Annotated in this window: 15 protein-coding genes; 11 read left to right on the top strand and 4 right to left on the bottom strand. The window is 45.8% G+C overall.

What is annotated here, in order from left to right; genetic code table 11:
* Nucleotides 1-353: 353 nt before the first annotated feature.
* The 4 genes from QT998_RS01895 (at nucleotide 354) to QT998_RS01880 (ending at nucleotide 4251) form a co-directional block, all read left to right on the top strand.
* Nucleotides 354-659 (top strand): RNA recognition motif domain-containing protein, encoded by a 306-nt coding sequence (locus QT998_RS01895; RefSeq protein WP_194012852.1) that lies wholly within the window; start codon nucleotides 354-356, stop codon nucleotides 657-659.
* Between the two features lie 553 nt (nucleotides 660-1212).
* Complete coding sequence (locus QT998_RS01890) at nucleotides 1213-2949, top strand: pentapeptide repeat-containing protein (protein ID WP_333113342.1); 1737 nt, start codon at nucleotides 1213-1215, stop codon at nucleotides 2947-2949.
* A 292-nt stretch (nucleotides 2950-3241) separates the two neighbouring features.
* Nucleotides 3242-3763, top strand: coding sequence for a hypothetical protein (locus QT998_RS01885; protein ID WP_333087739.1), 522 nt, complete (start codon nucleotides 3242-3244; stop codon nucleotides 3761-3763).
* A 143-nt stretch (nucleotides 3764-3906) separates the two neighbouring features.
* Nucleotides 3907-4251 (top strand): NAD(P)H-quinone oxidoreductase subunit M, encoded by a 345-nt coding sequence (locus tag QT998_RS01880; protein ID WP_333113344.1) that lies wholly within the window; start codon nucleotides 3907-3909, stop codon nucleotides 4249-4251.
* A 187-nt stretch (nucleotides 4252-4438) separates the two neighbouring features.
* On the opposite strand, the gene QT998_RS01875 is transcribed toward QT998_RS01880, so the two are convergent.
* On the bottom strand, nucleotides 4439-4741 hold the full coding sequence (locus tag QT998_RS01875) for a hypothetical protein (protein WP_194011901.1): 303 nt from the start codon (nucleotides 4739-4741) through the stop codon (nucleotides 4439-4441).
* 753 nt (nucleotides 4742-5494) lie between these two features.
* Here QT998_RS01875 and QT998_RS01870 point away from each other — a divergent pair.
* Nucleotides 5495-7798 (top strand): PP2C family protein-serine/threonine phosphatase, encoded by a 2304-nt coding sequence (locus tag QT998_RS01870; RefSeq protein ID WP_333087738.1) that lies wholly within the window; start codon nucleotides 5495-5497, stop codon nucleotides 7796-7798.
* 307 nt (nucleotides 7799-8105) lie between these two features.
* Here the strand turns inward: QT998_RS01870 and QT998_RS01865 are convergent, their stop codons facing one another.
* Entirely contained in the window at nucleotides 8106-9500 is a 1395-nt protein-coding gene (locus QT998_RS01865) for a DUF4339 domain-containing protein (protein WP_333113346.1), read from the bottom strand.
* A gap of 722 nt (nucleotides 9501-10222) precedes the next feature.
* On the opposite strand from QT998_RS01865, the gene ribBA reads away from it, so the two are divergent.
* From ribBA to QT998_RS01850, 3 genes are all read left to right on the top strand, one after another.
* A complete protein-coding gene (gene ribBA, locus QT998_RS01860; protein WP_442921931.1) occupies nucleotides 10223-11938 on the top strand; it encodes a bifunctional 3,4-dihydroxy-2-butanone-4-phosphate synthase/GTP cyclohydrolase II in 1716 nt (571 codons plus the stop codon).
* A 29-nt stretch (nucleotides 11939-11967) separates the two neighbouring features.
* Nucleotides 11968-13407 (top strand): pentapeptide repeat-containing protein, encoded by a 1440-nt coding sequence (locus QT998_RS01855; RefSeq protein ID WP_194070757.1) that lies wholly within the window; start codon nucleotides 11968-11970, stop codon nucleotides 13405-13407.
* A 434-nt stretch (nucleotides 13408-13841) separates the two neighbouring features.
* Nucleotides 13842-15578, top strand: coding sequence for an ATP-binding protein (locus tag QT998_RS01850; protein ID WP_333113353.1), 1737 nt, complete (start codon nucleotides 13842-13844; stop codon nucleotides 15576-15578).
* Between the two features lie 76 nt (nucleotides 15579-15654).
* On the opposite strand, the gene QT998_RS01845 is transcribed toward QT998_RS01850, so the two are convergent.
* Both QT998_RS01845 and QT998_RS01840 read right to left on the bottom strand, forming a co-directional pair.
* Entirely contained in the window at nucleotides 15655-16335 is a 681-nt protein-coding gene (locus QT998_RS01845) for an OmpA family protein (RefSeq protein WP_333113354.1), read from the bottom strand.
* A gap of 7 nt (nucleotides 16336-16342) precedes the next feature.
* Nucleotides 16343-17029, bottom strand: a complete 687-nt coding sequence (locus tag QT998_RS01840) for a hypothetical protein (protein ID WP_333113356.1) — start codon at nucleotides 17027-17029, stop codon at nucleotides 16343-16345.
* 899 nt (nucleotides 17030-17928) lie between these two features.
* Here QT998_RS01840 and QT998_RS01835 point away from each other — a divergent pair.
* The 3 genes from QT998_RS01835 (at nucleotide 17929) to QT998_RS01825 (ending at nucleotide 21926) form a co-directional block, all read left to right on the top strand.
* Nucleotides 17929-18480: a heme NO-binding domain-containing protein gene (locus QT998_RS01835; protein WP_194070759.1), complete on the top strand. Its 552-nt coding sequence runs from the start codon at nucleotides 17929-17931 to the stop codon at nucleotides 18478-18480.
* Nucleotides 18481-18702: 222 nt separating this feature from the next.
* Nucleotides 18703-20106, top strand: coding sequence for a sensor histidine kinase (locus QT998_RS01830; RefSeq protein WP_333087727.1), 1404 nt, complete (start codon nucleotides 18703-18705; stop codon nucleotides 20104-20106).
* An 815-nt stretch (nucleotides 20107-20921) separates the two neighbouring features.
* Nucleotides 20922-21926 carry an RNA polymerase sigma factor, RpoD/SigA family gene (locus QT998_RS01825; protein WP_194070843.1) on the top strand — a complete coding sequence of 335 codons (1005 nt, stop codon included), beginning with the start codon at nucleotides 20922-20924 and terminating at the stop codon, nucleotides 21924-21926.
* The last annotated feature ends 398 nt before the right edge of the window (nucleotides 21927-22324 follow it).

Raw genomic sequence — 22324 nt, 5'->3', positions numbered from 1 at the left:
GTTTCAAGGCAGTCAAGTACGGCACAATCCCCGGTTGCTCTATTTTCGTCAAAACTTCTCTCGCCCTAGCAATTGTGACCCAGACGCACCGAAAGAACGGCGTTATCGGGAACTCCTGGCAAACCCGGATAATTCAATTAATTTAGGGTCAGCTTTTCCTGCTAGATTCGCGGTTTTTCGTCTCGCCCAAAAGCTTGCGGCATTCTTTTGGATCGATCGGCTCAAAAAATTGCAGTTTGCAGGTATAGGTGCTATGATTGTTTTCACAAAGCTTTATTTTCGGCAGTACAGTTCGTTCGATCGGCGTTCCTCCGGATTTAAATCTCTACAACCTCGATTCTGGAGAATGTTCAATGTCAATCTATGTCGGCAATTTATCCTACGAAGTAACGCAGGAGCACCTCAGCCAAACTTTTGGTGAGTACGGCACAGTCAAGCGCATTCAAGTGCCTGCTGACCGTGAAACAGGTCGGATGCGCGGTTTCGCTTTCGTAGAAATGTCTACTGAAGCAGAAGAAACTGCCGCCATTGAAGCTCTTGACGGTGCTGAGTGGATGGGTCGCGACCTCAAAGTCAATAAGGCAAAACCCCGCGAAGAACGTGGTTCTTCTAACAGCGGTAACTGGGGCAACAACGACCGCTCCTCTCGTCGCTACTAAACCATTTAGAGCTAAATTTTTAGCTCGATCGTGTGTTTGCCCGATCGAAAACGGAGTCAACAATCATGATTTGTTGAGAATAGATAGTTGATTCTGCGATCGCATCGAGCCTTGAAATCCTCAAAATGTTGCCAAACAACAGCTTGAGGTTTTTTTATGTCAAATTTTTATCCGCGCCTGTAGAAGCTTGTATCTAACTTGAGAGAGGGGGAGAGGGGGAGAGGGGGAAAGAGGGGGAGAGAGGGAGAGGGAGAGGGAGAGAGGGAGAAGATTTTTGAGCGATCGTCGAAATATAGCGGTTATCAAAAAAGCGAGGATAGCCCAATGCCCTGTTTGGCCAATGCCCTGTTTGGCCAATGCCCTGTTTGGCCAATGCCCCATGCCCTGTTTGCCCTGTTTGCCCCATGCCCCATGCCCCATGCCCCATGCCCAATCCCAGATAGTACCTCATCTTTTTGAGAAATGCTATATATCTTCTTAATAAGTCTATTACTTTAACTAATCCCTTAAAATGTGGAAAGCGCTAATTTAAAATATCAGGTAATTATCGAACATGACTATTGAATTAACAAAGGGTGACAGATTTAATCTTTCTAAAGAAGCTCCTGATTTCAAGAAAGTTGCGATCGCCCTGGGTTGGCAAGTCAGCCAGACAGCACAAAACTGCGACATTGACGCATCAGTTTTTATGTTAGTGGCAGATGGTCGCATTCCCGATGAAAAGTATTTTGTATTTTACAACAATCTGACATCGCCGGACGGTGCGGTGCGACATTCAGGAGACAGCAGGAATGGACAAATAGAGGGAGATGACGAGACGGTTTATCTGGATTTGAGTAAAATCAATTCGGCAATTGAGGAAATTTTTTTTGTTGTGACTATTCACGAGGGACAGCAAAAGAATCAAAGTTTTAGTCAAGTTACAAATGCTTTTATCCGGCTTTACAATTCAGAGAATCTTAGCGAATTGGTTCGGTACAATTTAAATCAGATATTTTCTCAAGAAACGGCTTTGGAATTTGGACGTTTGTATAAGAAGAATGGCGAATGGAGGTTTCAGGCCGTAGGACAGGGATATAATGCTGGGTTGCAAAGTTTTGTAGATAAGTATTATGTTGAGAATGCGGTTGAGAAAAGCGCGGATGTTGGTGAGAAAGTTGATGATGCTGAGGTTTTGAGGCGGTTTAGCGATCGGGTGGATCGGTTATTGCGCGAAGAGGCGATCGAGGAGACACCAATTCCAGTATCTAAGGAATCGGTAGAACAGCCGGCTGCTACTCCTGTAAATGCGGATACTGTGGAATCTGATGCTGACAAAATAACTGATAATTCTAGTCGAAAAAGTCAAGAAGCTGCTGTTACTGCTGAGGAATTTTGGAAACGGTATAAAGACGGAGAACGAGATTTTACAGGGATTAACCTAGCGGGAGTGGATCTAAGTGGCAAAACTCTCGACTCTAATGTCAGTCTAAGTCAAGCAAACTTGAGCCATGCCAATCTAGCAAATGCCAAATTGACTGGGGTAAATTTGATCGGAGCTAACTTGCAAGGCGCTAATTTAAACTCAACAAACTTGCTAAATGCTGATTTAATTGAAGTTAATTTAAGTGGGGCTAACTTAACCAAGGTAATATTGTATTCCGCAAGACTAATTCAGGCAAATTTGAGTATAGCTAACTTAAGCCAAGCAAAGTTAGATAGCGCAAACCTGACTACAGCAAACCTCAGTAGAGCTAACTTAACTCAAGCAAATCTACCTAATGTTAACCTGACAGGAGCCGATTTAAGTCAAGCGAAGGTAACTAAAGTCAACCTTAGTGGTGCAAACCTTAGTGGTGTTAACTTAACAGGGGTAAGTTTGACTGGGGTAAACCTTCAAGGAGTTAACCTGAGTGGCATGAATTTGAGTGGGGTAAATTTAACTGGCACAAACTTAAGTTATGCCAAGTTGATTGGGATTAACTTAAGTGGAGCAAGTTTGAGTGGGGCAAACTGTTTAGGCGCTAACTTGGATGGTGCTAACCTCACAGGGGTAAATTTGATTGGGGTAAACTTACAGAGCGTTAATCTGAGCGGGCAAAACTTGAGTGGGTTTAATCTGTCTGGGGTTAACCTACATGGAGCAAACGTAAGTGAAGCAGACTTAACTTCTGCAAACTTGTGTGGGGCAAATTTGAGCTATGCAAACTTAGAAAAAACTAACCTAAAGGAAGCTAAACTGGTTGGAGCAAATCTGGACAATGCACAACTCGCAGGTGCAATTATGCCAGATGGGACAATTCACGAATAAATTCGATCGCCAATATTAAAGAGCCAGGTGGGCAATGTATTGGTGCCAATTTTCCACGATATTTCCCGAAGTCCGGCAGGGGTTTAAACCCCTGCCTCATAGTTAAAGTCCTCTTGCATAGGACTGAATAATTTATCCTAAATCCAGCTTTAATAATTGCTTTATTCTTTAGTCCGCGTAGGCGGACTTTGTTTGTGTAGTAGCGGTTTTAACCGCCTACTGGCAATGCTGGCAATGCCGAGCCTACAAATAGAGTATGATTAGTGTGAAATGTCAAATATATAAATTTTCGATGAATGAATCGGACAAAGAAATTATAGAATCTACCCTCCGATGGATGACGGAGTTTGTCGAGTTACCGCATCCAGTTTTCAGCGATTTACCGATTTGTCCCTTCACTAAAAAAGCACGCTTGGCAAATCAAATTTTATTCAAAATCGAGCGGTTTTCAGCGCTGACTCAGTTTGAGGCAGATTCTACTATCATGAAATCGATTCATGAATTTGCTAATTCCGAATTTGAAATAATGGTAGTAATTAATCCCGATAAAACTGCGATTAGTGCGCCACAAACTCAAGAATTGATGGACAAATTAAACACTCAGATTTATGAGTTGGGATTGCTAGCTTTTCACACTCATCCCGAAGAAGATTTTAATATTGACGGGCTTTATACTAGGAGGATGCCGTATCCGGGCTTCACTGTGCAAGTAAATTCTAAGCTGAAGCCAGCTTCCGATTCTCTAGAGAAAACTGAATATTACAAAAATTGGACGGCCCAACAACTAAAAGATTTCGGGATTCCGAGAAATTGACGATCGCCCCTTTTCCCCCTTTCCCCCTATCTTCCTTCGCGCCCTTTGCGCCTTCGCGGTTCAATCCTCCTCTTCCCCAGTTCCCCGCGTCTCTCCTAGCCATTACAATAAGTTCAGCAAAAAATCTTTACACATCAGAACTCATGCAGCTCAAGTCCACAACCCGCCATATTCGCATTTATACCGCCATCCTCGAAGACAACGAACTCGTACCCAGCAATGACCTTTTGACGATCGACATTGACCCGGACAACGAACTCAACTGGAACGACGAGTCAGTCAAGCAGGTATATGCCAAATTCGACCAACTCGTAGACTCCTACGAGGGCGAAGACTTGACAGAGTACAACCTCCGCCGGATTGGTTCGGAATTGGAGCATTTGGTGCGATCGTTCTTACAGAAAGGCCAAATCAGCTACAACCTCAACAGCCGCGCTGTCAACTACAGCATGGGACTTCCCCGTGTTGATGCCAAAATTCACCTCTAAGGGGAAAGTCGGAGAGGGGGAAAGGGTGCAATAGCGATTGGGGGAGAGGGAAGAGTGGGAGAGAGTCTGATGGGAAAAATCATCCCCATTTCCTCTTCTTTCTCCCCTCCAACCTCAACATTGAGCCGTTAAATTCTTGACAATCCCATTCCCGCACTGCTGCGATTACGCCGAATTTTCCCGATCCTTATTCTTCAGTTCCCTTGGTTTCTGCGTCTTTCCCACTGTCATTCGGATCGATCGCACAATTGGGATCGCGAGCCAAAAACTGCTTTACTGCAAGTTGGCGGTTAGTCATAAACTGACCCCAAGCGCCGGGAAACATCTGATCCAAGGTTTCCACCAGCGCCCAAACTTCAAGATTCATCACTTTGTAATAAAAACCGTGAGAATGCTGAATCCTAGTCAGCATTTCGTCTACCTCAACAGGAGGTAGCAGCTTCGGATCGCGTAAATTATCGCCAAAGGCGCTGGACTCATGTAGGGGCATGGTTAAAAATTTAACAGCTTACTGATTGTCGGTCAGTTGATTTTAGATTTTAGATTTTAGATTTTCGCTTAGAAATTGATTCCACGGATGAATCTGGGCGGGATTGTATGCGTCTCAGGCTCAGGTTAAATTTAACTTGACTTGCCCGCGCTCGGCTACAAGGCACCGATCGCCAGATAGACCAAACCGAGAATATGTGTTTATTTATAGCTAAAAGCTCAGGGTATTTCTACGTATAGCGGTTCGATCGCGTAGTGAGGTATGCCCTGTTTGGCCAATGCCCGGTTTGCCGCATAGTAACTCATATGAGATTTCAAAAGCCTATATCTGCATCCTAGCATCAGAGTTCGTCTAAAATCTCAATTAGCTTGAGGGCTGCGATTGCTTCGTCGGCTGTCAGTCTCAGCAATATCCTGACCTGGGCTGGTGTCGCGCCAGCGTCGATTCCTGAAAGCCGATCGCCAGATTTATCCGGGGGTCAACAAAATGGTAGACTGTTGCTTTGAGTACAAAGCGAAAGTCAAAACTAAAAAATTTTCAGAAAATATCGCCGCGCACACAAAAGTGCAAAAGTGATGAGCCTGGGAACCAAAAAAAACAAGAAATTAGGACTGCAAAGTCTTAAGAATCTCCCTCTGCACAAAAAACGGGAGTGTCATATAATCGCCACATATCAACCTGTCGAGATTCAAGGGCTAAAATAGTTCAGATCGGCACGGCCCAAAGGCGTCAGGAACCCTTATGCAAAACTCTATGCCAAAACACTACCTGTGGGCTGTAGGTGAAGGGATCAAAGCGTGTAAACCAGGCGATCTAATCGGAGGTCGCTATTTGGTCAAGCGCGATCGGCTTCTTGTCGATACTCAACCCGAACAGTTGCCGGAACTGCCCGAAGAGATTCCGAGCGCGATCGTTCCTTATTTGAGATTGTTTGCCTATCAGTTGCACGTACCTCAAGTATACGGGCTGATATCGTCCCAGACGAGCAAACTCTCAGGAGATATCTGGCTGCTGGAAAACGCGCCTATTGTGAAGGTGACGGAATCTTTAATGCCGGAATTGGCGGACTCCTGGAAAGGAGCCTCCGCCATGCGACAGCTCAATTGGCTGTGGCAAATTGCCAAGTTGTGGCAGCCTTGTATGGCTCAGGGCGTGGCTTCCACCCTGCTGACTCCCGAACTGTTGCTGGTGTCGGGCCAGTTAGTCAGGTTTCTGGAATTGCAGCCCGATCGCAAACCGCCTAATTTGTCGCAGTTGGGCAAATTGTGGCAGCAGTGGATCGATGATGCTGACCCCACGATTGCCAATTTTTTGAGGCAACTTTGCCAGCAAATGGTCGCCGGTCAAGTGCGCCAAGGCGAACAACTCATGGGCCAGTTGGATAAAGCTCTGGCAAAATCCGGCCGATTTTACGATCGTCACATTGAGATTGCTACGGGCACTGATGTGGGCCGAGCCCGGGCTCATAACGAAGATGCTTGCTATCCGCCGGATGGTACGGTATTTGCCGGACTCCCCGGCGCGTCGGCTTGCGCGATCGTCTGCGACGGTATCGGCGGACAAGACGGCGGCGAAGTCGCTTCGGAATTGGCGATTGCTGTACTTCAGGAAAAATTGCAGCTTCTTCCCCTGCATCAAGCTAATTGGGACCCGCTGAGCCTGACTTCCAAGCTCGAACGGGCCGCCTGTGCCGCTAACGACAAGATAGCCAGTCGCAACGACAGCGAAAACCGCCAAGGCCGCCAGCGAATGGGCACTACCCTAGTCATGGGTTTAGCTCACATTCACGAAGTCTACGTCGCCCACGTCGGAGACAGTCGGGCTTACTGGATTACCCGCACCGGCTGCTATCAAGTTACTCTCGATGACGATGTAGCTTGTCGTGAGGTGCGTTTGGGTTATTCGCTATACCGCGATGCTTTGGAACAAGTCGCCGCCGGGGCTCTGATTCAAGCTTTGGGCATTACTTCCTCCAACACTCTGCACCCGACAGTGCAGCGATTTCCGGTGGATGAGGATTGCGTTTTTCTGCTGTGCTCCGACGGTTTGAGCGATAAAGACCGGGTTGAGGAATGTTGGGAAGCGGAAATTTTGCCAATTCTCGACGGTAGCATTAATGTGGCGAAGGCGCGCGATCGACTGATCGAGATTGCTAATACCAAAAACGGTCACGATAACGTCACCGTGGCTTTAATTCACTGTCAAGCACATTTGAAGGACAATGGCAATACTTTGACAGAATTGTCTGTCGCACCTTTAGATGTGCCGATCGAACTAATGCCCGATGCCGAAGATATGCCCACCGATTTGACCGGCAGCACAGCCCTGATCGAGGCTAATTCTCAACTAAAAACGCAGTTAATACAGCCGCCAGACAGAGGCAAAAGTCTATTTTCGCTGTTAGTAAAAATAGTTTTTTTGTTAGGTTTGGGAGGTGTATTTGCTTATTTTTTCATTCCTCCGGTGGGTCGGGCGATCGATACTGCCGGGGAGTCGATTTTCGGTAAACGCGGTTTAATTAATGCTAGAAGCGAACCGGAGAAAACTGTTCAACCAGTATCTTCTGAACTCAATTATTTAGAAAAAGGCTCCTTTGTAGAACTCAAAAATTCTGGTAGTGGGGAATTGGGCGCTTCGGGCGATCGCTTGGATTTGCGATCGGCAATCGGTGAGTTGACTGTCAAAGGAACAGTCCCTGCAGGCAGCGTTTTGCAGGTGACAAACAAACAGCTTACGCCTCAAGGCAATTGGCTGGAATTAAAAGTTTGTTCGCTGCCTGCAATAGTGCCGTCGAACTCTCCCAAACCAAAATCAAATAAAGATTTCTCTACTGTTTCCCAACCAACAATCAGTCCATCTCCCGCTGCGGCCAGTCCCTCGCCTTCGCCGGATATTAAGCCAACAGTTGCAGTAGAAATCGCCAAACTGCAAGCGGGAGAAATCGGATGGATTCAGGAAAAAGATGCCGTTTCTAAAGTAGCAATTAACCCAACTCCCAACCCCACTCAACAGGGGAAATGCGCTGTTGGTTATGACTCAAATTCCAATTCTAATTAATTCTCGTCGGTCATCGCTCATTAGTTTTTTTGTTATCCAAGTTTGGTTAATTACTCGCAATCAAGGGTGTTTCTTCAGATTGGTTCGTAGTGCGGACTTTAGTCCAATACGGTTCACTTAACATATTTATGCCCCGGAGATCCCCCTAAATCCCCCTTAAGAAGGGGGACTTTGAGGGTATTCTTGTCCCACCCCCTACTCCCCTTTTTAAGGGGGGTTAGGGGGGATCTTTCTTAAGTGAACCGTATTGGACTTTAGTCCGCGAAATGGAGCGGACTGAAGTCCGCACTACGAACTGTCACGCGCTTTATTTTAGAGTGAGATATGTCGCTAATTCTGGAAGTTCACCCGCGCGCTGCCACTCGGCTGCGCCCAGCCGTACTTTGGTGCGATCGGTAATCTTCTGCACATCTCGCAATTGCTTTTTCGTATAAGGCCCCTCGGCTTTACCGCTGCGGAATACGTACCATTGAGCCTGTTCTGGTTTGGGCTTGTTCGTTGGTGACGATCGCTTTTGAGGTGGTGAAGTTGACTTTCTGACAGGCCTCATCCGAGTATTGCCCAACTCGGCTGCAAGCTGGTTGAGTTCGACTTCAACTGGATCTGGATCGGATAAATTAGCATTGGACGATCGCCTTTTAGCTGAAGTTTTAACTGATGGCTGACCCCTAGCAATTTCTACTTCGCGACGCGAACCCCAGAAATGCCACAGCACAACCCAAACTAGCGCCACGATATATCCTAAAATCTGTTCTTCTGCTTTTAACCATTCTGAAGGTTCTCCAAACATCCGATAACCGATCGCACCAAATACGATCGCGATCAGATTGAAATAAATTAGATAGGTAGCATCATTAGCAGCTAAATGCCAACTCGTTGTATGGCGAACAAAAGATTGACTCGCTGCTGTTTGATTGTGTTTCCAACTTTTTCTAGCTTGAATGTGACTGTATCCGGGAGAGTCAGCGGGCCACCATGTCGCAGCCCAATTAAGCAAATGCGCCGACCAATGATGCCAAACTGCATATCCAACTATACCGCTCCAAAATACGCAAACAACTAACAGAAAAGTTGTCAGCGGCAGTAGCTTTATTGGCACTATTTCGGCCGTGACAATAGTTAGTAAAAAAAATGGAGTACCAGTCAGAATTGGCACAAACAGAATTTCCAATATCTTTAGCAAATAGCTATAGAAAATTCCGAGGAATTTGACCAGAATTTTGATTCGCTTGGCAAAGTGGAAGTGATACAAATAAGTAGATGCGATCGCGCTTCCTAGAATTAAAGCAACAATCTCGCCCGAAGAATTTGCCATCGGCACCATGAAAAGGGCGATCGCCGGAATTCCCATAACAATAGCAGCAGGCAGCGTAGCAAATGCGATAATGCCTTCCCTCCAGTGCAGCCAAGCCGATACTGTTGCTGTCGGCGAGTGACTGTGGCGGCGGATTTCCACCCACTCAGCAAATTTACTTAAGCCCCAATGGTAGAAAGCAAATAACGGTATCTGACACAACCAAGCAAAGGCGATCGCACCTTCAAAATCAGAATTGCTGATGCTGCGCCAGTACGCTGTGTTAAATCTGTAGTAGTAATAATATCTAGGCAGCAGCACCCAAATAATCAGCCAAAAGCCAATGCTTAAGGCAAACCCTTTTGCCCATGATGCAGGATAGGGAAGGAACTTGGGCCAGTTATTCATGATGGCGACAATGGGAACGGATTTCAATATTGTCCCACTACACTTGACCTGCGGCAATTGTATTTATAGCCTTTCTGTGCTCTGGTATGAGTTACTATCCGGGATTGGGCATAGGGCATGGGGAATGGGGCATTGGCCCGCGCAGGGCATACCTCACCACGCGATCGAACCGTTATAGCGTTAAATCTTCCCACCGCTAGGGTTGTGTCGGGAAACATTAGTTTTTTTCCATTCAGTCAAAAACAATCTCAAAATTATCTGTGTTTATCTGCAATTATCTGCGGTTTTCGCATCAAGACAATCGATATTAGATTTGTATTGCATAAGTCCTCGATTAATACATCAAGCGCCGATCAAAGGCAGATTGACCCCGATCGACGCAGAGAATTTTCGATAATTTGTGAGTGAAAAAGGTGTGTTCCAAATTAGGTAATTAAGAGTTGGCAAGTACGGTTTGTCTAAAATCTTCGCGATATTAGTTGACCTGATGAAATACTTGGGTCATTTTTTGATTGACAAATAGCAATGTTTATAGTATGTAAGCGATAAAATGGTGCTAAATTAATTTAGCTCCGGCAACGACCGCGCCGGAAACAAAAGGTTACAATCAAACATACATTCTATTTCGATAACAATACTGTTTATAGCTTGAACTCTCAGTGTCCTACAACAACACCTCAACTCAATTTCAATTTGATTCAATCGACAGCGCCCTCGCAGACATGAAAGCAGGCGGGATGGTGGTAGTAGTCGATGACGAAAATCGCGAAAACGAAGGCGACGTGATTTGTGCCGCCCAATTCGCCACTCCCGACAATATCAATTTTATGGCAGTGAACGCCCGGGGTTTGATTTGTCTGGCCTTGAGTGGCGACAGGCTCGATCGCCTGGAACTGCCCCTGATGGTCAGCAAAAACACGGACAACAATCAAACAGCCTTCACTGTCAGCATCGATGCAGTTAACGGCGTCAGTACCGGCATCTCCGCCGAAGACCGCGCCCGCACCATCCAAGTTGCGATTCACCCGGACACTAAACCTCAAGACTTGCGCCGTCCCGGTCACATTTTCCCGCTGCGGGCGATCGACGGTGGCGTTCTCAAACGCGCCGGCCACACCGAGGCCTCGGTTGACCTCGCCAGACTCGCTGGCCTCTATCCCAGCGGTGTCATCTGCGAAATTCAAAACCCCGACGGTTCGATGGCGAGGTTGCCGGAATTAATCGAGTACGCTAAAACCTACAACCTCAAAATCATCAGCATTGCTGACTTAATTAGCTACCGACTCAAGTACGATCGGTTTGTCCGCCGCGAAACAGTCGCCAAATTGCCCACAGAATTCGGCAATTTCATGATTTATGCCTACCGCGACACTCAAGACGATTCAGAACACGTTGCTATTGTCAAGGGCGACCCCGCAGAATTTAAGGACAAACCCGTGATGGTGCGAGTGCATTCGGAATGTCTGACCGGCGATGCTTTGGGTTCACTGCGCTGCGACTGTCGGATGCAGCTACAAGCAGCGCTGAAAATGATCGAAAATGTTGGTTCTGGTGTCGTAGTTTACTTGCGCCAAGAAGGTAGGGGCATTGGATTGGTCAATAAACTAAAAGCTTACTCGCTGCAAGATTTGGGATACGATACCGTAGAAGCTAACGAGCGGTTGGGCTTTCCTGCCGATCTTCGCAACTACGGCATTGGAGCGCAAATGCTCAACGATTTGGGGGTGCAAAAAATTCGGTTGATTACCAACAACCCACGCAAAATTGCTGGTTTGAAAGGTTACGGCATTGAAGTAGCCGATCGCGTCCCGTTACTGATAGAAGCCACAGATTACAACTCGATTTATTTGGCAACAAAAGCCGAAAAACTCGGTCATATGCTGCTGCAAACTTATTTAGTAACAGTGGCGATTCAGTGGAACGAAGCAAAGGAAGAAAGAAGAGGTTCGAGGGAAGAAGGAAGAAGGAAGAAGGAAGAAGGAAGAGGTTCGAGGGAAGATGGAAAAGAGGAAGATTCTGCCATCCAAAATCGGTACGGACACTTGGAAAAACTGCGGGAATTGGCGGCCAGCCAAGATTTGGTGCTGAAAGAAGAAGCGCGGCCGGTGGGCGTAGCTTTGTTTGGAGAAGGCTCTCTGATAGTTCACCTCGGCTTCGATCAAGCCGGACTCGCAGCCCCGGACTGGTACAAAGACCAAAACCATCCTTATGTCAAGGCGATCGGGCAAATTCTTCAATCCATCAGCAAAGATCCCAATTTGCAAACATTAGAATTCCTGGTTTCCTCCGGTGGAGACCCGCTCAAAACCCTGCAAGTAGGGATCGATCGAGAAACCTTCCCCCTAGCACAAGTCGCGTCCGCCTGCGCCAAGCTTCAACCCCAAACAATTTATAGTTTTTCGGCTATTCCCGATTCATGCCTGGGAATGTCAAGCTAGGTTCAGCATTTAAAGAGAGCGAATTTGAGATGGACATGAACGTTGGTGACTTTCTGCACCGGCTCGACCTCCGGGGACAAGCGCTTAAAGGCACCAACCTTAGCGGTGCGGAATTCCGAGGAGCCAACCTTAGAGGCACTGACCTCCGAGAAACCAACCTCAAAGGCGCTATTCTCAGGTATGCAGACCTGATCGAAGCAGATATGACCGGCGCAAATCTCAGTGGGGCGGATTTAACTGAGTCACTGCTCAATGTAGCCAACCTCACCAAAGCCGATTTGACCGGTGCTGTCCTCCGAGAAGCTACTCTGGTAGGAGCCGAACTCCATCAAGCCAACCTCAAAGGCGCAAGTTTGATCAAGGCCAATTTAGTTGGAGCAAATCTCCTCCAAGCCAACTTAACCAGAACCAACCTCAGCGGAGCCGATTTGCGCGGTGCTCAGATGACCGGCGCGATTTTAGACAAAGCCGTATACAACAACCGGACAATTTTTCCTGACGATATCAATCCAGCCGCAATGGGAGCATTTTTGCTGGCTCCCAATGCGTCGCTCCCAGGATTAAATCTGATTATGGTAGATTTGACTGAAGCGGATTTAAAGGGAGCCGATTTGCGGCGGACAAACTTATACAAAGCTATTTTATTTGGAGCAAAGCTCGATCGGGCAAACTTAGCAGGAGCCAACCTCAGCGGAGCAGATTTGAGGGAAGCCAGTTTGATCTCTACCATTTTAGAAAAAGCTGTTTACAGCAACCAAACATTGTTTTCAGAAGGAATTGACCTCCGTCTCGGCGGAGCTTATTTAATTGCTCCCAATGTATCGCTGCAAGGGGTAAACTTAACCGGAGCCGACTTAAACGGATCGGATTTAAGCGGAGCTAATTTGAGCAATTCTAACTTAAGTTCGGTCAATCTCAAAAATACAGACCTTAGCAGAGCTAGCTTAAAAAAAGCTTACCTCAAAGGTGCCAACTTGGAGGGAACAGATTTAAGAGGAGCCGATTTAAGCAGCGCCATTTTGCACCAAGTAAACTTGAGTTCTGCAGACCTCCGGGGTGTAGACTTAACAAGGGCCGACCTCAGCGGCGCTAATTTAAGCGATGCCGATTTGAGGGAGACAGATTTCACCGGAGCTACTTTGCTGTTCGCTAATTTGAGCGGGGCAGACTTGAGAGGTGTAGACTTAACAAAAGCCGACCTCAGCGGCGCTAAGTTAAACGAAGCAGACCTCAGAAAAGCAGATTTGATGAGAGTAAATTTGGAGGGAGCAGATTTAACTGAGGTAGACTTGAGCGACGCTCATTTATTCCGAGTTAATCTCAGAGGTGCTAACCTGAAAGGTGCTAACCTGAAAGGTGCACATTTGAAGGGCGTATCTTTGACCGACGCTTATTTGAGCGAAACAGATTTGACCGATGTAGAGCTGAGTCCGAGTTGTTTTGAACCGTCATTAGAATCGGAATGGTAATTAGTCAGTTGGCAGTTGGCAGTTGGCAGTTGGCAGTTGGCAGTTGTTATTTGTTAGTTGTTATTTGACCCGAAAGCATTTGACCCGAAAGCATTGGGTATTTGACAGGAAAGCCTTTGAGAAAAAAGCAGTGGACATTTGGCATTCATAACTAACCAACTGCTAACTACCAACTAACAATTAACAACTAAGAGGGCGGGCACGGGGACACCGCCCCTACCAACTAACAACTAACAACCCCCAACTAACAACTAACAACTAACAACTAACAACTAACAACTAAGAGGGCGGGCACGGGGGTACCGCCCCTACCAACTAACAACTAACAACCCCCAACTGCCAACTGCCAACTACCAACTGCCAACTGCCAACTAACAACTGCCAACTAACAACTGCCAACTAACAACTGCCAACTAACAACTGACAACTGACCAATGACTAATGACAAACCGTTAGGATCTGTGATTCAAGGTTCCCTCAGTAAGGGATTAGAAGTGCGATTGCACGCTGATGTTTCGGTGGAAGATATGAGGGTGGGGAAATTTTTAGTAGTGCGGGGGGTGCGATCGCACTTTTTCTGTATGCTAACTGACGTGTCTCTGGGAACATCCAGCGGACGCATTTTATCCAACCCTCCCAACCCCAACGACGATTTTTTGATCGCAGTGCTCGCAGGTAGCAGCACCTACGGTACGATCGAGCTTTCGCCGATGTTAATGCTGAGTGCAGAAAAAGAAAAATCTCAAGCAATCTTCGATCCCAAAAGCAAGGGATTCCCTGAAAAGGCGACGGCGTTAGGCAATTTGGGTTCTTTTGAGGCGCAAAGCGGGGCAGATATGGAACTGTTGCCGGTCAAAACTATTCCCAGCCACTTTTCCCAGGTGTTTGATGCTAAAGAAAGCGATTTTAGAGCGGTTTTTGGCTGGGAAGATGACCCGTACCGTCGCAATTTTGCGATCGGCAAACCGATTGATATGGACGTTCCTGTGTGCTTGGATTTAGACCGATTTGTGGAACGCAGCAACGGAGTTTTTGGGAAGTCGGGAACGGGTAAATCTTTTCTGACGCGCTTGGTTTTGTCGGGAATTATTCGCAAGCAAGCTGCTGTCAATCTAATTTTTGATATGCACTCGGAGTACGGGTGGGAAGCGGTTTCCGAAGGAAAACAATTTAGCACTGTTAAAGGTTTGCGGCAGTTGTTTCCCGATAAAATTCAGATTTATACGCTAGATCCAGAATCGACAAAACGTCGGGGAGTTCGTGATGCTCAAGAGTTGTTTTTGAGTTTCGATCAAATTGAAGTGGAAGATATCTCGCTGGTGCAGCGGGAGTTGAATTTGTCGGAAGCTAGTATCGAAAATGCAATTATTTTGCGTAACGAATTGGGAAGCGGCTGGATAAATAAGTTGTTGGATATGACGAATGAAGACATCCAAATGTTTTGCGAAGAAAAGCGGGGGAATAAATCTTCGATTATGGCTTTGCAGCGCAAATTAGAACGTTTGAATGATTTGAAATACATTCGCCAACGCTGTCCAAAAAATTATGTGACAGAAGTTTTGCAGTGTTTGGATAGTGGGAAAAATGTAGTAATTGAGTTTGGTTCGCACTCGGATTTGCTGTCGTATATGTTGGCGGCAAATGTGATTACTCGGCGCATTCACGCATCTTACGTGAAGAAAGCAGAGAAGTTTTTGCAGAGTAAGAATCCGTGCGATCGCCCGCAACCATTAGTAATTACCATTGAGGAAGCCCACCGCTTTCTCGATCCGGCGATCGTGCGATCGACTATTTTCGGTACGATCGCCCGCGAAATGCGAAAATACTTCGTAACTTTGCTAATTGTAGACCAGCGTCCCTCCGGTATCGACGGCGAGGTGATGTCGCAAGTCGGCACCCGGATCACTGCTTTGCTAAACGACGATAAGGACATTGATGCTATCTTTACCGGCGTTTCAGGAGGCCAAAGTTTGCGATCGGTTTTGTCGAAACTAGACTCGAAACAGCAAGCATTAGTTTTGGGGCACGCCGTACCGATGCCGGTAGTCGTGCAGACTCGTCCCTACGACGAGCAATTCTACAGGGAAATCGGGGATATTGACTGGCAAGAAATGCCCGACGAACAAGTATTTGCCGAGGCAGAAGCTGCTAAAATGGATTTGGGATTTTAACAACAGATTAAACCATTATAAATTCCCTCTTTATCAGCGTTAATTTGCGTGCATCTGCGGTAAAAAAATCTAATTGCTATGTTTTAATAATTAATTCAACGCGGCGGTTTTTCTCCCTCCCCACCGGGTTGTCTGAGCCGTCTAAACGATTATTAGGAGTAATCGGTTTAGTTTGGCCGTACCCTTTAGTTTGCATTCGGGTATTCTGCACCTTAAAAACGTTGATAAAATAATATTTTACCGCTGCGGCTCGCTTCTGGGAAAGTTCGAGATTATAGGAATCTGCCCCGTGGTTGTCGGTGTGTCCGTTGATTAAAATTTGGGCGTTTTTGTAATGTCTCAGCAGCAGATTGATCTTGGCGAGAGTGGGTTTAGCTTTGGCACGGACGTTATATTTGTCAAAATCAAATAAAATAGTTTCTGGTACATTAATTCTGATGCCTTCAGATACTTTTTCGGCCTTCAACTCTGTTTCAATCTTTTTGACAGTCTCGGTTGTTATTTGAGTTGGTAGCTGCTCCTCTGTCGCAGTTAGATTCGCGGTGATATTCTCAACTTTTACTGTAGTCTGAGCAATAATTTCAACTTTTATTGTAGTTGGAGCAATTGGTATTACTTCTAAGGTTGTAACTGCTGTTGATTCTGATTCAACAGTATCGACTTTTGCGGGTTTACTGGCAGCCAAATGAGAGGATGAGGTCGCGAAAAGCAATGATGAGATTATCGTAGTATTAATCAAGCTAATTAGCTTTTTCATTTATCAATTACCTCTTAATTGGAATATTGAAGCTGATACCTGAACATTGTTGAATTTCTTTTCCATTTTTTCCCTCAGAAGAGCAAGGGAAACTTGACTTTAGCGACAGGTGAGTAGCTCCGGGTGCTAACCAACCTACGAATACAAACTGCCCTTTGAGCGTAGTGCCTGGTTTAATCATAATTTCGGTATTATTAGAGGGAGGTAATAAATTATATCGGACGTTATAGGATGTGTTGTCTTCGAGATATATACCATCTTTAACGTTAAGCCTGACAACTTCCTGACGACCATTTGTAATCGCCATAGTCACTATAATGCTATTTTCACCAAAGGTAATTTTTGTCAGCCGTCCCCATAGTTGGTTAGTTATAACCCGGAGGTCGTAAGTTTGCGTAGGTGGCAGGAAATTTGTAGGTTTTTGGGCAACCTCTAAACTCGTTTGAGTCGGACTTGGTTTTGGAGATTGAGTCTGAATTGGCGTAGGAGTTGGAGTATTGGGTGCGGGCGATGCGGCGGGTTCTTGTGCTATTGGTGTTTGAGTAGGCGGTGAAATGGGTGGAGTCTGAATTGGCGCAGAAGTTGGGGTATTGGGTGCGGACGACGCGGCGGGTGCTTGTGCCAAGGGGTTTTGCACGCAGGCGACACACACCAGCGATAGTAATGCTAATTGTGGGAAATTTTTAGCTTTCATTGCAGCACCCGATCGAGATTTTGCGCTATTTTAATATAGAGTGGTAGCTTGTGTTGCGGGTTTAATCTAGCCTTGAGAATTAGATGAGCTACAAAGTGCGATCGCCTTTAAAATCTCTAACTATCGACTATCAAAAAAATTAGTCATGTTTTTGTGTAAAAAGTCCCCTTCCCTCACCCTCTCGCCCCTCATCGTAAATCTATAAAAATTTGGAGCGAGTTAAGTATCGTTAAGCCGATCGGCATAATTGCTTGTTACCAGGCTCTGGTAACGTAGATAGGCTCTGCTCTGCCTCCTTTTGTCTCGCAACTTACAGGAGAGAGGACTGTAGGAGGTGCTTGAGTTATTAAGTTTTCGATCCTAAGTGAACCATATTGGGCTTGGCATAAGAGATTCCGACAGGGAAAATCCCTGAAAAAAAACACTCTTATTTTGCTTCGTACTTCGCAATGACAATCTTAACCCAAGCCTATTGAATTCTCAATTAAAAGGTGCGGCGATCGACAGTTAAATAACATTAGCCCTCATCTAGGAAGCCCGTATCTACACCCCTCCTATCCTCGAACCTCAATTTCCACAACTTAAGATAGATAAAATTTAGGCATTTAAACGCAAGTTCTAAGGATTTGAACATTTTTTAGCAGCTAGGATTAGGAAAGAGCGATCGTCTCTAACTTTAGGAAAACCCCCAATCAGAGTTTAAGTTATATTAATTGCTTGTGACATTCTCGGCTGTCACAATCGATTGTCAGGGAATTTTGCAACATTCCATATATTTTTTGATACAATATAGGGTGGCTTTGCGGCGCGATCGCTAGTTTGAAAGTCCCAAATATTAAAATTCCCGTCTGTTGAATTCCAGTATAAACAAACACAACTATAATAAACAGGAGCAGTGTATGTACGGTTTAGTTAACAAAGCGATCGAAGAAATGGTTTGTTCTCGCTTCGGAGAAGAGACTTGGGAAACCATCAAAGAGAAAGCAGATGTAGACATTGACTTTTTCATGACAATGGAAGCTTATCCAGACGATTTGACTCACCGGCTAGTAGACTCCGCCAGCGAAGTGCTAGGAATGAGCCCAGACGAGATTTTACAGGCTTTCGGGGAATATTGGGTAATTTATACCGCTTCCGAAGGCTACGCCCAAATCCTCGATCTGGCGGGAGATAACCTGCGGGAGTTTCTGGCAAACCTCGACAACCTCCACGCCCGCGTAGGGTTGAATTTTCCCCAGCTTCAACCGCCTTCGTTTCAGTGTACTGACAACTCCGAAAATAGTATGGAACTTCACTATTACTCTCACCGGCAAGGGTTGGCACCAATGGTGAAGGGGCTGTTGAAAGGCTTGGCGTGCCGATTCCAAACAGAGGTAGAAATTGAGCAAACAAGCGATCGCACTCAGGGTGCAGATAACGACGTGTTCTCCATCCACTACAAATCTAACTGAAGCTATAGCCTCGATCGCAAACATGAGCTATTCATCAATTAATTAATAATTGCTAAATTTAATACCATTTTTCTAAAGATATGCTATGGATTAAGTATTAGCCCCCCCAAAGCATCGGGGGGATTGGGGGGGTAATATCTAGCGCTACTTTATGAAATTGCTATAAAATCTAAACTCTAAACTCTAAACTCGTACCTCATCTTTTTATCGAAAAGCTATATTATGGTTCCCCCTGCATTTAGTTCTCCTCCTTTGATATTTGCAAAGGCTTTTCCATTTCATTTAGCATTTCGGAGACGGGAGACTGAAATTATCCATTTGGGAGATGTTTTAGCTCGAATTTGCCCAGAATTATCTTTAGGAAGTTCCCTGAAGGAACATTTTCGGATCGAACGCCCCAAGATTTCCGTAGAATTTGACGTGATTCGAGAAAAGTCTGACTCGATGTTTTTGATCGAATACTTGCACAGCAAAATCTTACTTAAAGGGCAGATGGTGCCGGCGGAAAATCCAGAAATCATCTTTTTCCTCGGTTCTCCTTGGATCGAAGACTTAGCCGATCTCACTCCGCTGGGACTGACAATTAACGATTTTGCTCTTCACGATCGGGTAGTGGATTTGCTTTTATTGTTGCAAGGAAAGAAAACTGCCTTAGCGGATGCTAAAAAACTCACTGATAAATTAACTAAACAGCGAGCTCAATTGCGATCGGCATTACAGGAAGCAGAACAGGCGGCGAATGCTATGGCTCAAACTCAACAACTCAAAAAAACTCTCCAAGAATTGCAGCAAACCCAAGCGCAACTGATCCAAAGTGCTAAAATGTCTAGCTTGGGTGAACTTGTGGCTGGTGTAGCTCATGAAATTAACAATCCCATCAACTTTATTGTCGGTAATCTCGACTACGCTAGCGATCGCATTCAAGAATTGTTGCAACTGATCAAGCTGTATCAAAAATACAATCCCGATCCTGCACCGGAAATTGAAGCTTATGCAGATGAAATTGAATTGGATTTTTTAGATGAAGACTTGCCTAAACTTTGTTCTTCCATGCGGGTGGGTGGTGACAGAATTCACAATATCGTGCTGTCGCTGCGTAATTTTTCTCGCCTAGACGAAGCGGAAATGAAGTTTGTCGATATTCACGAAGGGCTAGATAGTACCCTGCTAATACTGCAACATCGCCTCAAGGCAAATAATGGCCGCTCGGAAATTGAAGTGATTAAAGAATATGGCCCTCTGCCACTTATAGAATGTTATCCAGGACAGCTCAATCAGGTGTTTGTCAATCTACTTGGCAATGCGGTAGATGCTTTAGAAAGCCACAAGCAGGAGGGCGGTCAGATTCGGATTCGCACGGAACTTTTGTCGGCGGACGATCGCGCCAGAGTGTTAATTTCCGATAACGGGCCGGGATTTAGTAAAGAAGTTGGCGATCGAATGTTTGACCCATTTTTTACCACAAAACCTGTAGGTCAGGGTACAGGCTTGGGGCTCTCGATCAGTTACCAGATTATTGTTTTGAAACATCAGGGGTTGATTCGCCCTGTTGGTGTACCGGGAGAGGGAGCGGAGTTTTGCATTGAAATTCCCTTGAAGCAAAAAAATAGGGCTGGTGGGATCTAAGCCAGCTTTTAAGCTGCGATCGCCCTCAAGAATTATGTGCCTATGAGGGGGAGAGGGGGAGATTGGGAGAGGGGGAGAGGGGGAGAGGGGGAGATTGGGAAAGGGGGAGAGGGGGAGATTGGGAGAGGGGGAGATTGGGAGAGGGGGAGAGGGGGAGAGGGGAATATGGCATTGAAATTTACAATTTGAATGCCCAACAGCCACTTTTTCTAGTCGGAGTCATGTCACACATCTTACTCGCTCACAGCATAATTTGCATATCATGCTTTATAACAAATGTCAAGAAATATTTTAAATGGTAAGTGCAGCGAATACGGCGATCGGGTTCGGTTATCTCGCATCCCAGCATCTAGGCAGGGAGAAAAATTCAAGCGATGATAGAACAGAGAGCAAAAAAAGCCCTCGAATTGCATGAGTCTGTTTGTATGAGTAGGTTTGCATGAGTATTGTGAAGTTGAGTTGCAGTTAAAACTAGCAAGGAATTGAAAACCTTAAGGAAAAATGTAGAATCTTGACCTTAAGACAGAGGTTTTTACCCTTTACGACTCTCAAAATTTGGAATAATATTGAGTAAAGTAAACTTAAATTCACTTCGCCGGAACAAGCTGTTAAAGCTAGCAATTTACGGAAAATCGACGGGGATTACTAGACAATCAAGCACAAAATTAATCCCAAACAACAAGCTTCTACCGATCGTCACCGATAAACAGGAGGGGGTAATATCCCCTCTGTAGCAGTCTCGATCCCACTTACAAGAGTGGGACAGGGTATCACCAACTTTTTATCTGTTGTTACAAGGAGTGCAAAACTCACCCATGTCCACTACAACCCCTAAAACCAAAACAGTGAAAGCCGATCGCACAAGCAGTCGGCCATACTCCTCAACGGATACGGTTCGTACCTATCTGCACGAGATCGGTCGAGTACCCCTGCTAACCCGAGAAGAAGAGATTATTTTCGGCAAGCAGGTACAGCAAATGATGAAATTAATCGAAGCCAAACAAGCACTGGCTAAAGAATGGCAGCGGGAACTCACTCAGCAAGAGTGGGCTGCCGAAATGGAGTTGACAGAAGCTGAACTGAACAGGATCTTGCAGTCGGGGCGGCGCGCCAAGAAAAAGATGATTGAAGCGAATTTGCGCTTAGTAGTGGCGATCGCCAAAAAATACCAGAAACGCAACATGGAATTCTTGGATTTAATTCAAGAAGGCACCCTCGGTTTAGAACGAGGAGTAGAAAAATTTGACCCGATGCGGGGATACAAATTTTCTACCTACGCCTACTGGTGGATTCGCCAAGCAATCACCCGCGCGATCGCCCAACACGCCCGCACCATTCGATTACCAATTCACATCACCGAAAAACTCAACAAAATTAAAAAAGTGCAGCGGGAACTCACCCAGCAGTTGGGTCGTTCTCCCTCCCCTGCAGAAATTGCCTCCGCCTTGGAACTGCACCCTTCCCAAATTCGGGAATACCTGCTGATGGCAAGACATCCAGTCTCTTTGGACTTGCGGGTTGGAGACAACCAAGATACAGAACTGCAAGAACTATTAGAAGACGAAACTGCATCTCCAGACAACTACATTACCTCGGAATTGCTGCGGCAAGACCTGAATACTTTGATCTCAGAACTTACCCCGCAGCAGCGAGATGTGATCGTTCTGCGCTTCGGTTTGGAAGACGGCACCGAAATGTCGCTGGCGAAAGTGGGAGAACGGCTCAATCTCAGCCGGGAACGGGTGCGGCAGCTAGAACATCAAGCCCTCGCCCACCTGCGACGGCGCCAATCTCAAGTCAGAGAATATTTGGCTAGTTAGTGACTTAAAGAGTTGAGATTTTTACCAAAATCTCAACTCTTTTTTCGTATTGGTGTTGCTGGTAATGATGTTTTTATTTGAAAGGTCGATCGCCCGATCGGGCGCGATCGCAAACAAAATTTATTAAAACTAATTTTAGATGAGAGTTCAGGAACCGGGCGGGCGATCGAGACTTCAATTGAATAGTCAGCTTTGAGTCAAATACCCAGTTTCTTTACGAGCTTTTTGAAACTGGTACAAGAGTTGATTCGAGGCAGCTATGTGACATACCCGACACTCATTTTGTAAACAAATAGAGTGCAAGCTTCCTCTTTCAACGGGAGAGCCTTATTAGAGCCATCTCTAAGCTGGTCTTATCCTCCCTCCGTAGGTTTTACTTACCCGAAGGTGGTACTTAC

This window comes from Microcoleus sp. S1D4 (assembly GCF_036700765.1).
Taxonomy (GTDB): domain Bacteria; phylum Cyanobacteriota; class Cyanobacteriia; order Cyanobacteriales; family Microcoleaceae; genus Microcoleus.
Note: the sequence above shows the minus strand (reverse complement) of the source record. Positions and strands in the feature narration are given on the sequence as shown.

Excerpts from the sequence above, each read along its gene's own strand:
- QT998_RS01885 (WP_333087739.1), top strand. The coding sequence starts at position 3,242 with ATGAATGAATCGGACAAAGAAATTATAGAATCTACCCTCCGATGGATG.
- QT998_RS01840 (WP_333113356.1), bottom strand. The coding sequence starts at position 17,029 with ATGAAAGCTAAAAATTTCCCACAATTAGCATTACTATCGCTGGTGTGT.
- QT998_RS01895 (WP_194012852.1), top strand. The coding sequence starts at position 354 with ATGTCAATCTATGTCGGCAATTTATCCTACGAAGTAACGCAGGAGCAC.
- QT998_RS01870 (WP_333087738.1), top strand. The coding sequence starts at position 5,495 with ATGCCAAAACACTACCTGTGGGCTGTAGGTGAAGGGATCAAAGCGTGT.
- QT998_RS01855 (WP_194070757.1), top strand. The coding sequence starts at position 11,968 with ATGGACATGAACGTTGGTGACTTTCTGCACCGGCTCGACCTCCGGGGA.
- ribBA (WP_442921931.1), top strand. The coding sequence starts at position 10,223 with ATGAAAGCAGGCGGGATGGTGGTAGTAGTCGATGACGAAAATCGCGAA.
- QT998_RS01890 (WP_333113342.1), top strand. The coding sequence starts at position 1,213 with ATGACTATTGAATTAACAAAGGGTGACAGATTTAATCTTTCTAAAGAA.
- QT998_RS01880 (WP_333113344.1), top strand. The coding sequence starts at position 3,907 with ATGCAGCTCAAGTCCACAACCCGCCATATTCGCATTTATACCGCCATC.
- QT998_RS01850 (WP_333113353.1), top strand. The coding sequence starts at position 13,842 with ATGACTAATGACAAACCGTTAGGATCTGTGATTCAAGGTTCCCTCAGT.
- QT998_RS01830 (WP_333087727.1), top strand. The coding sequence starts at position 18,703 with ATGGTTCCCCCTGCATTTAGTTCTCCTCCTTTGATATTTGCAAAGGCT.
- QT998_RS01865 (WP_333113346.1), bottom strand. The coding sequence starts at position 9,500 with ATGAATAACTGGCCCAAGTTCCTTCCCTATCCTGCATCATGGGCAAAA.
- QT998_RS01835 (WP_194070759.1), top strand. The coding sequence starts at position 17,929 with ATGTACGGTTTAGTTAACAAAGCGATCGAAGAAATGGTTTGTTCTCGC.
- QT998_RS01845 (WP_333113354.1), bottom strand. The coding sequence starts at position 16,335 with ATGAAAAAGCTAATTAGCTTGATTAATACTACGATAATCTCATCATTG.
- QT998_RS01825 (WP_194070843.1), top strand. The coding sequence starts at position 20,922 with ATGTCCACTACAACCCCTAAAACCAAAACAGTGAAAGCCGATCGCACA.
- QT998_RS01875 (WP_194011901.1), bottom strand. The coding sequence starts at position 4,741 with ATGCCCCTACATGAGTCCAGCGCCTTTGGCGATAATTTACGCGATCCG.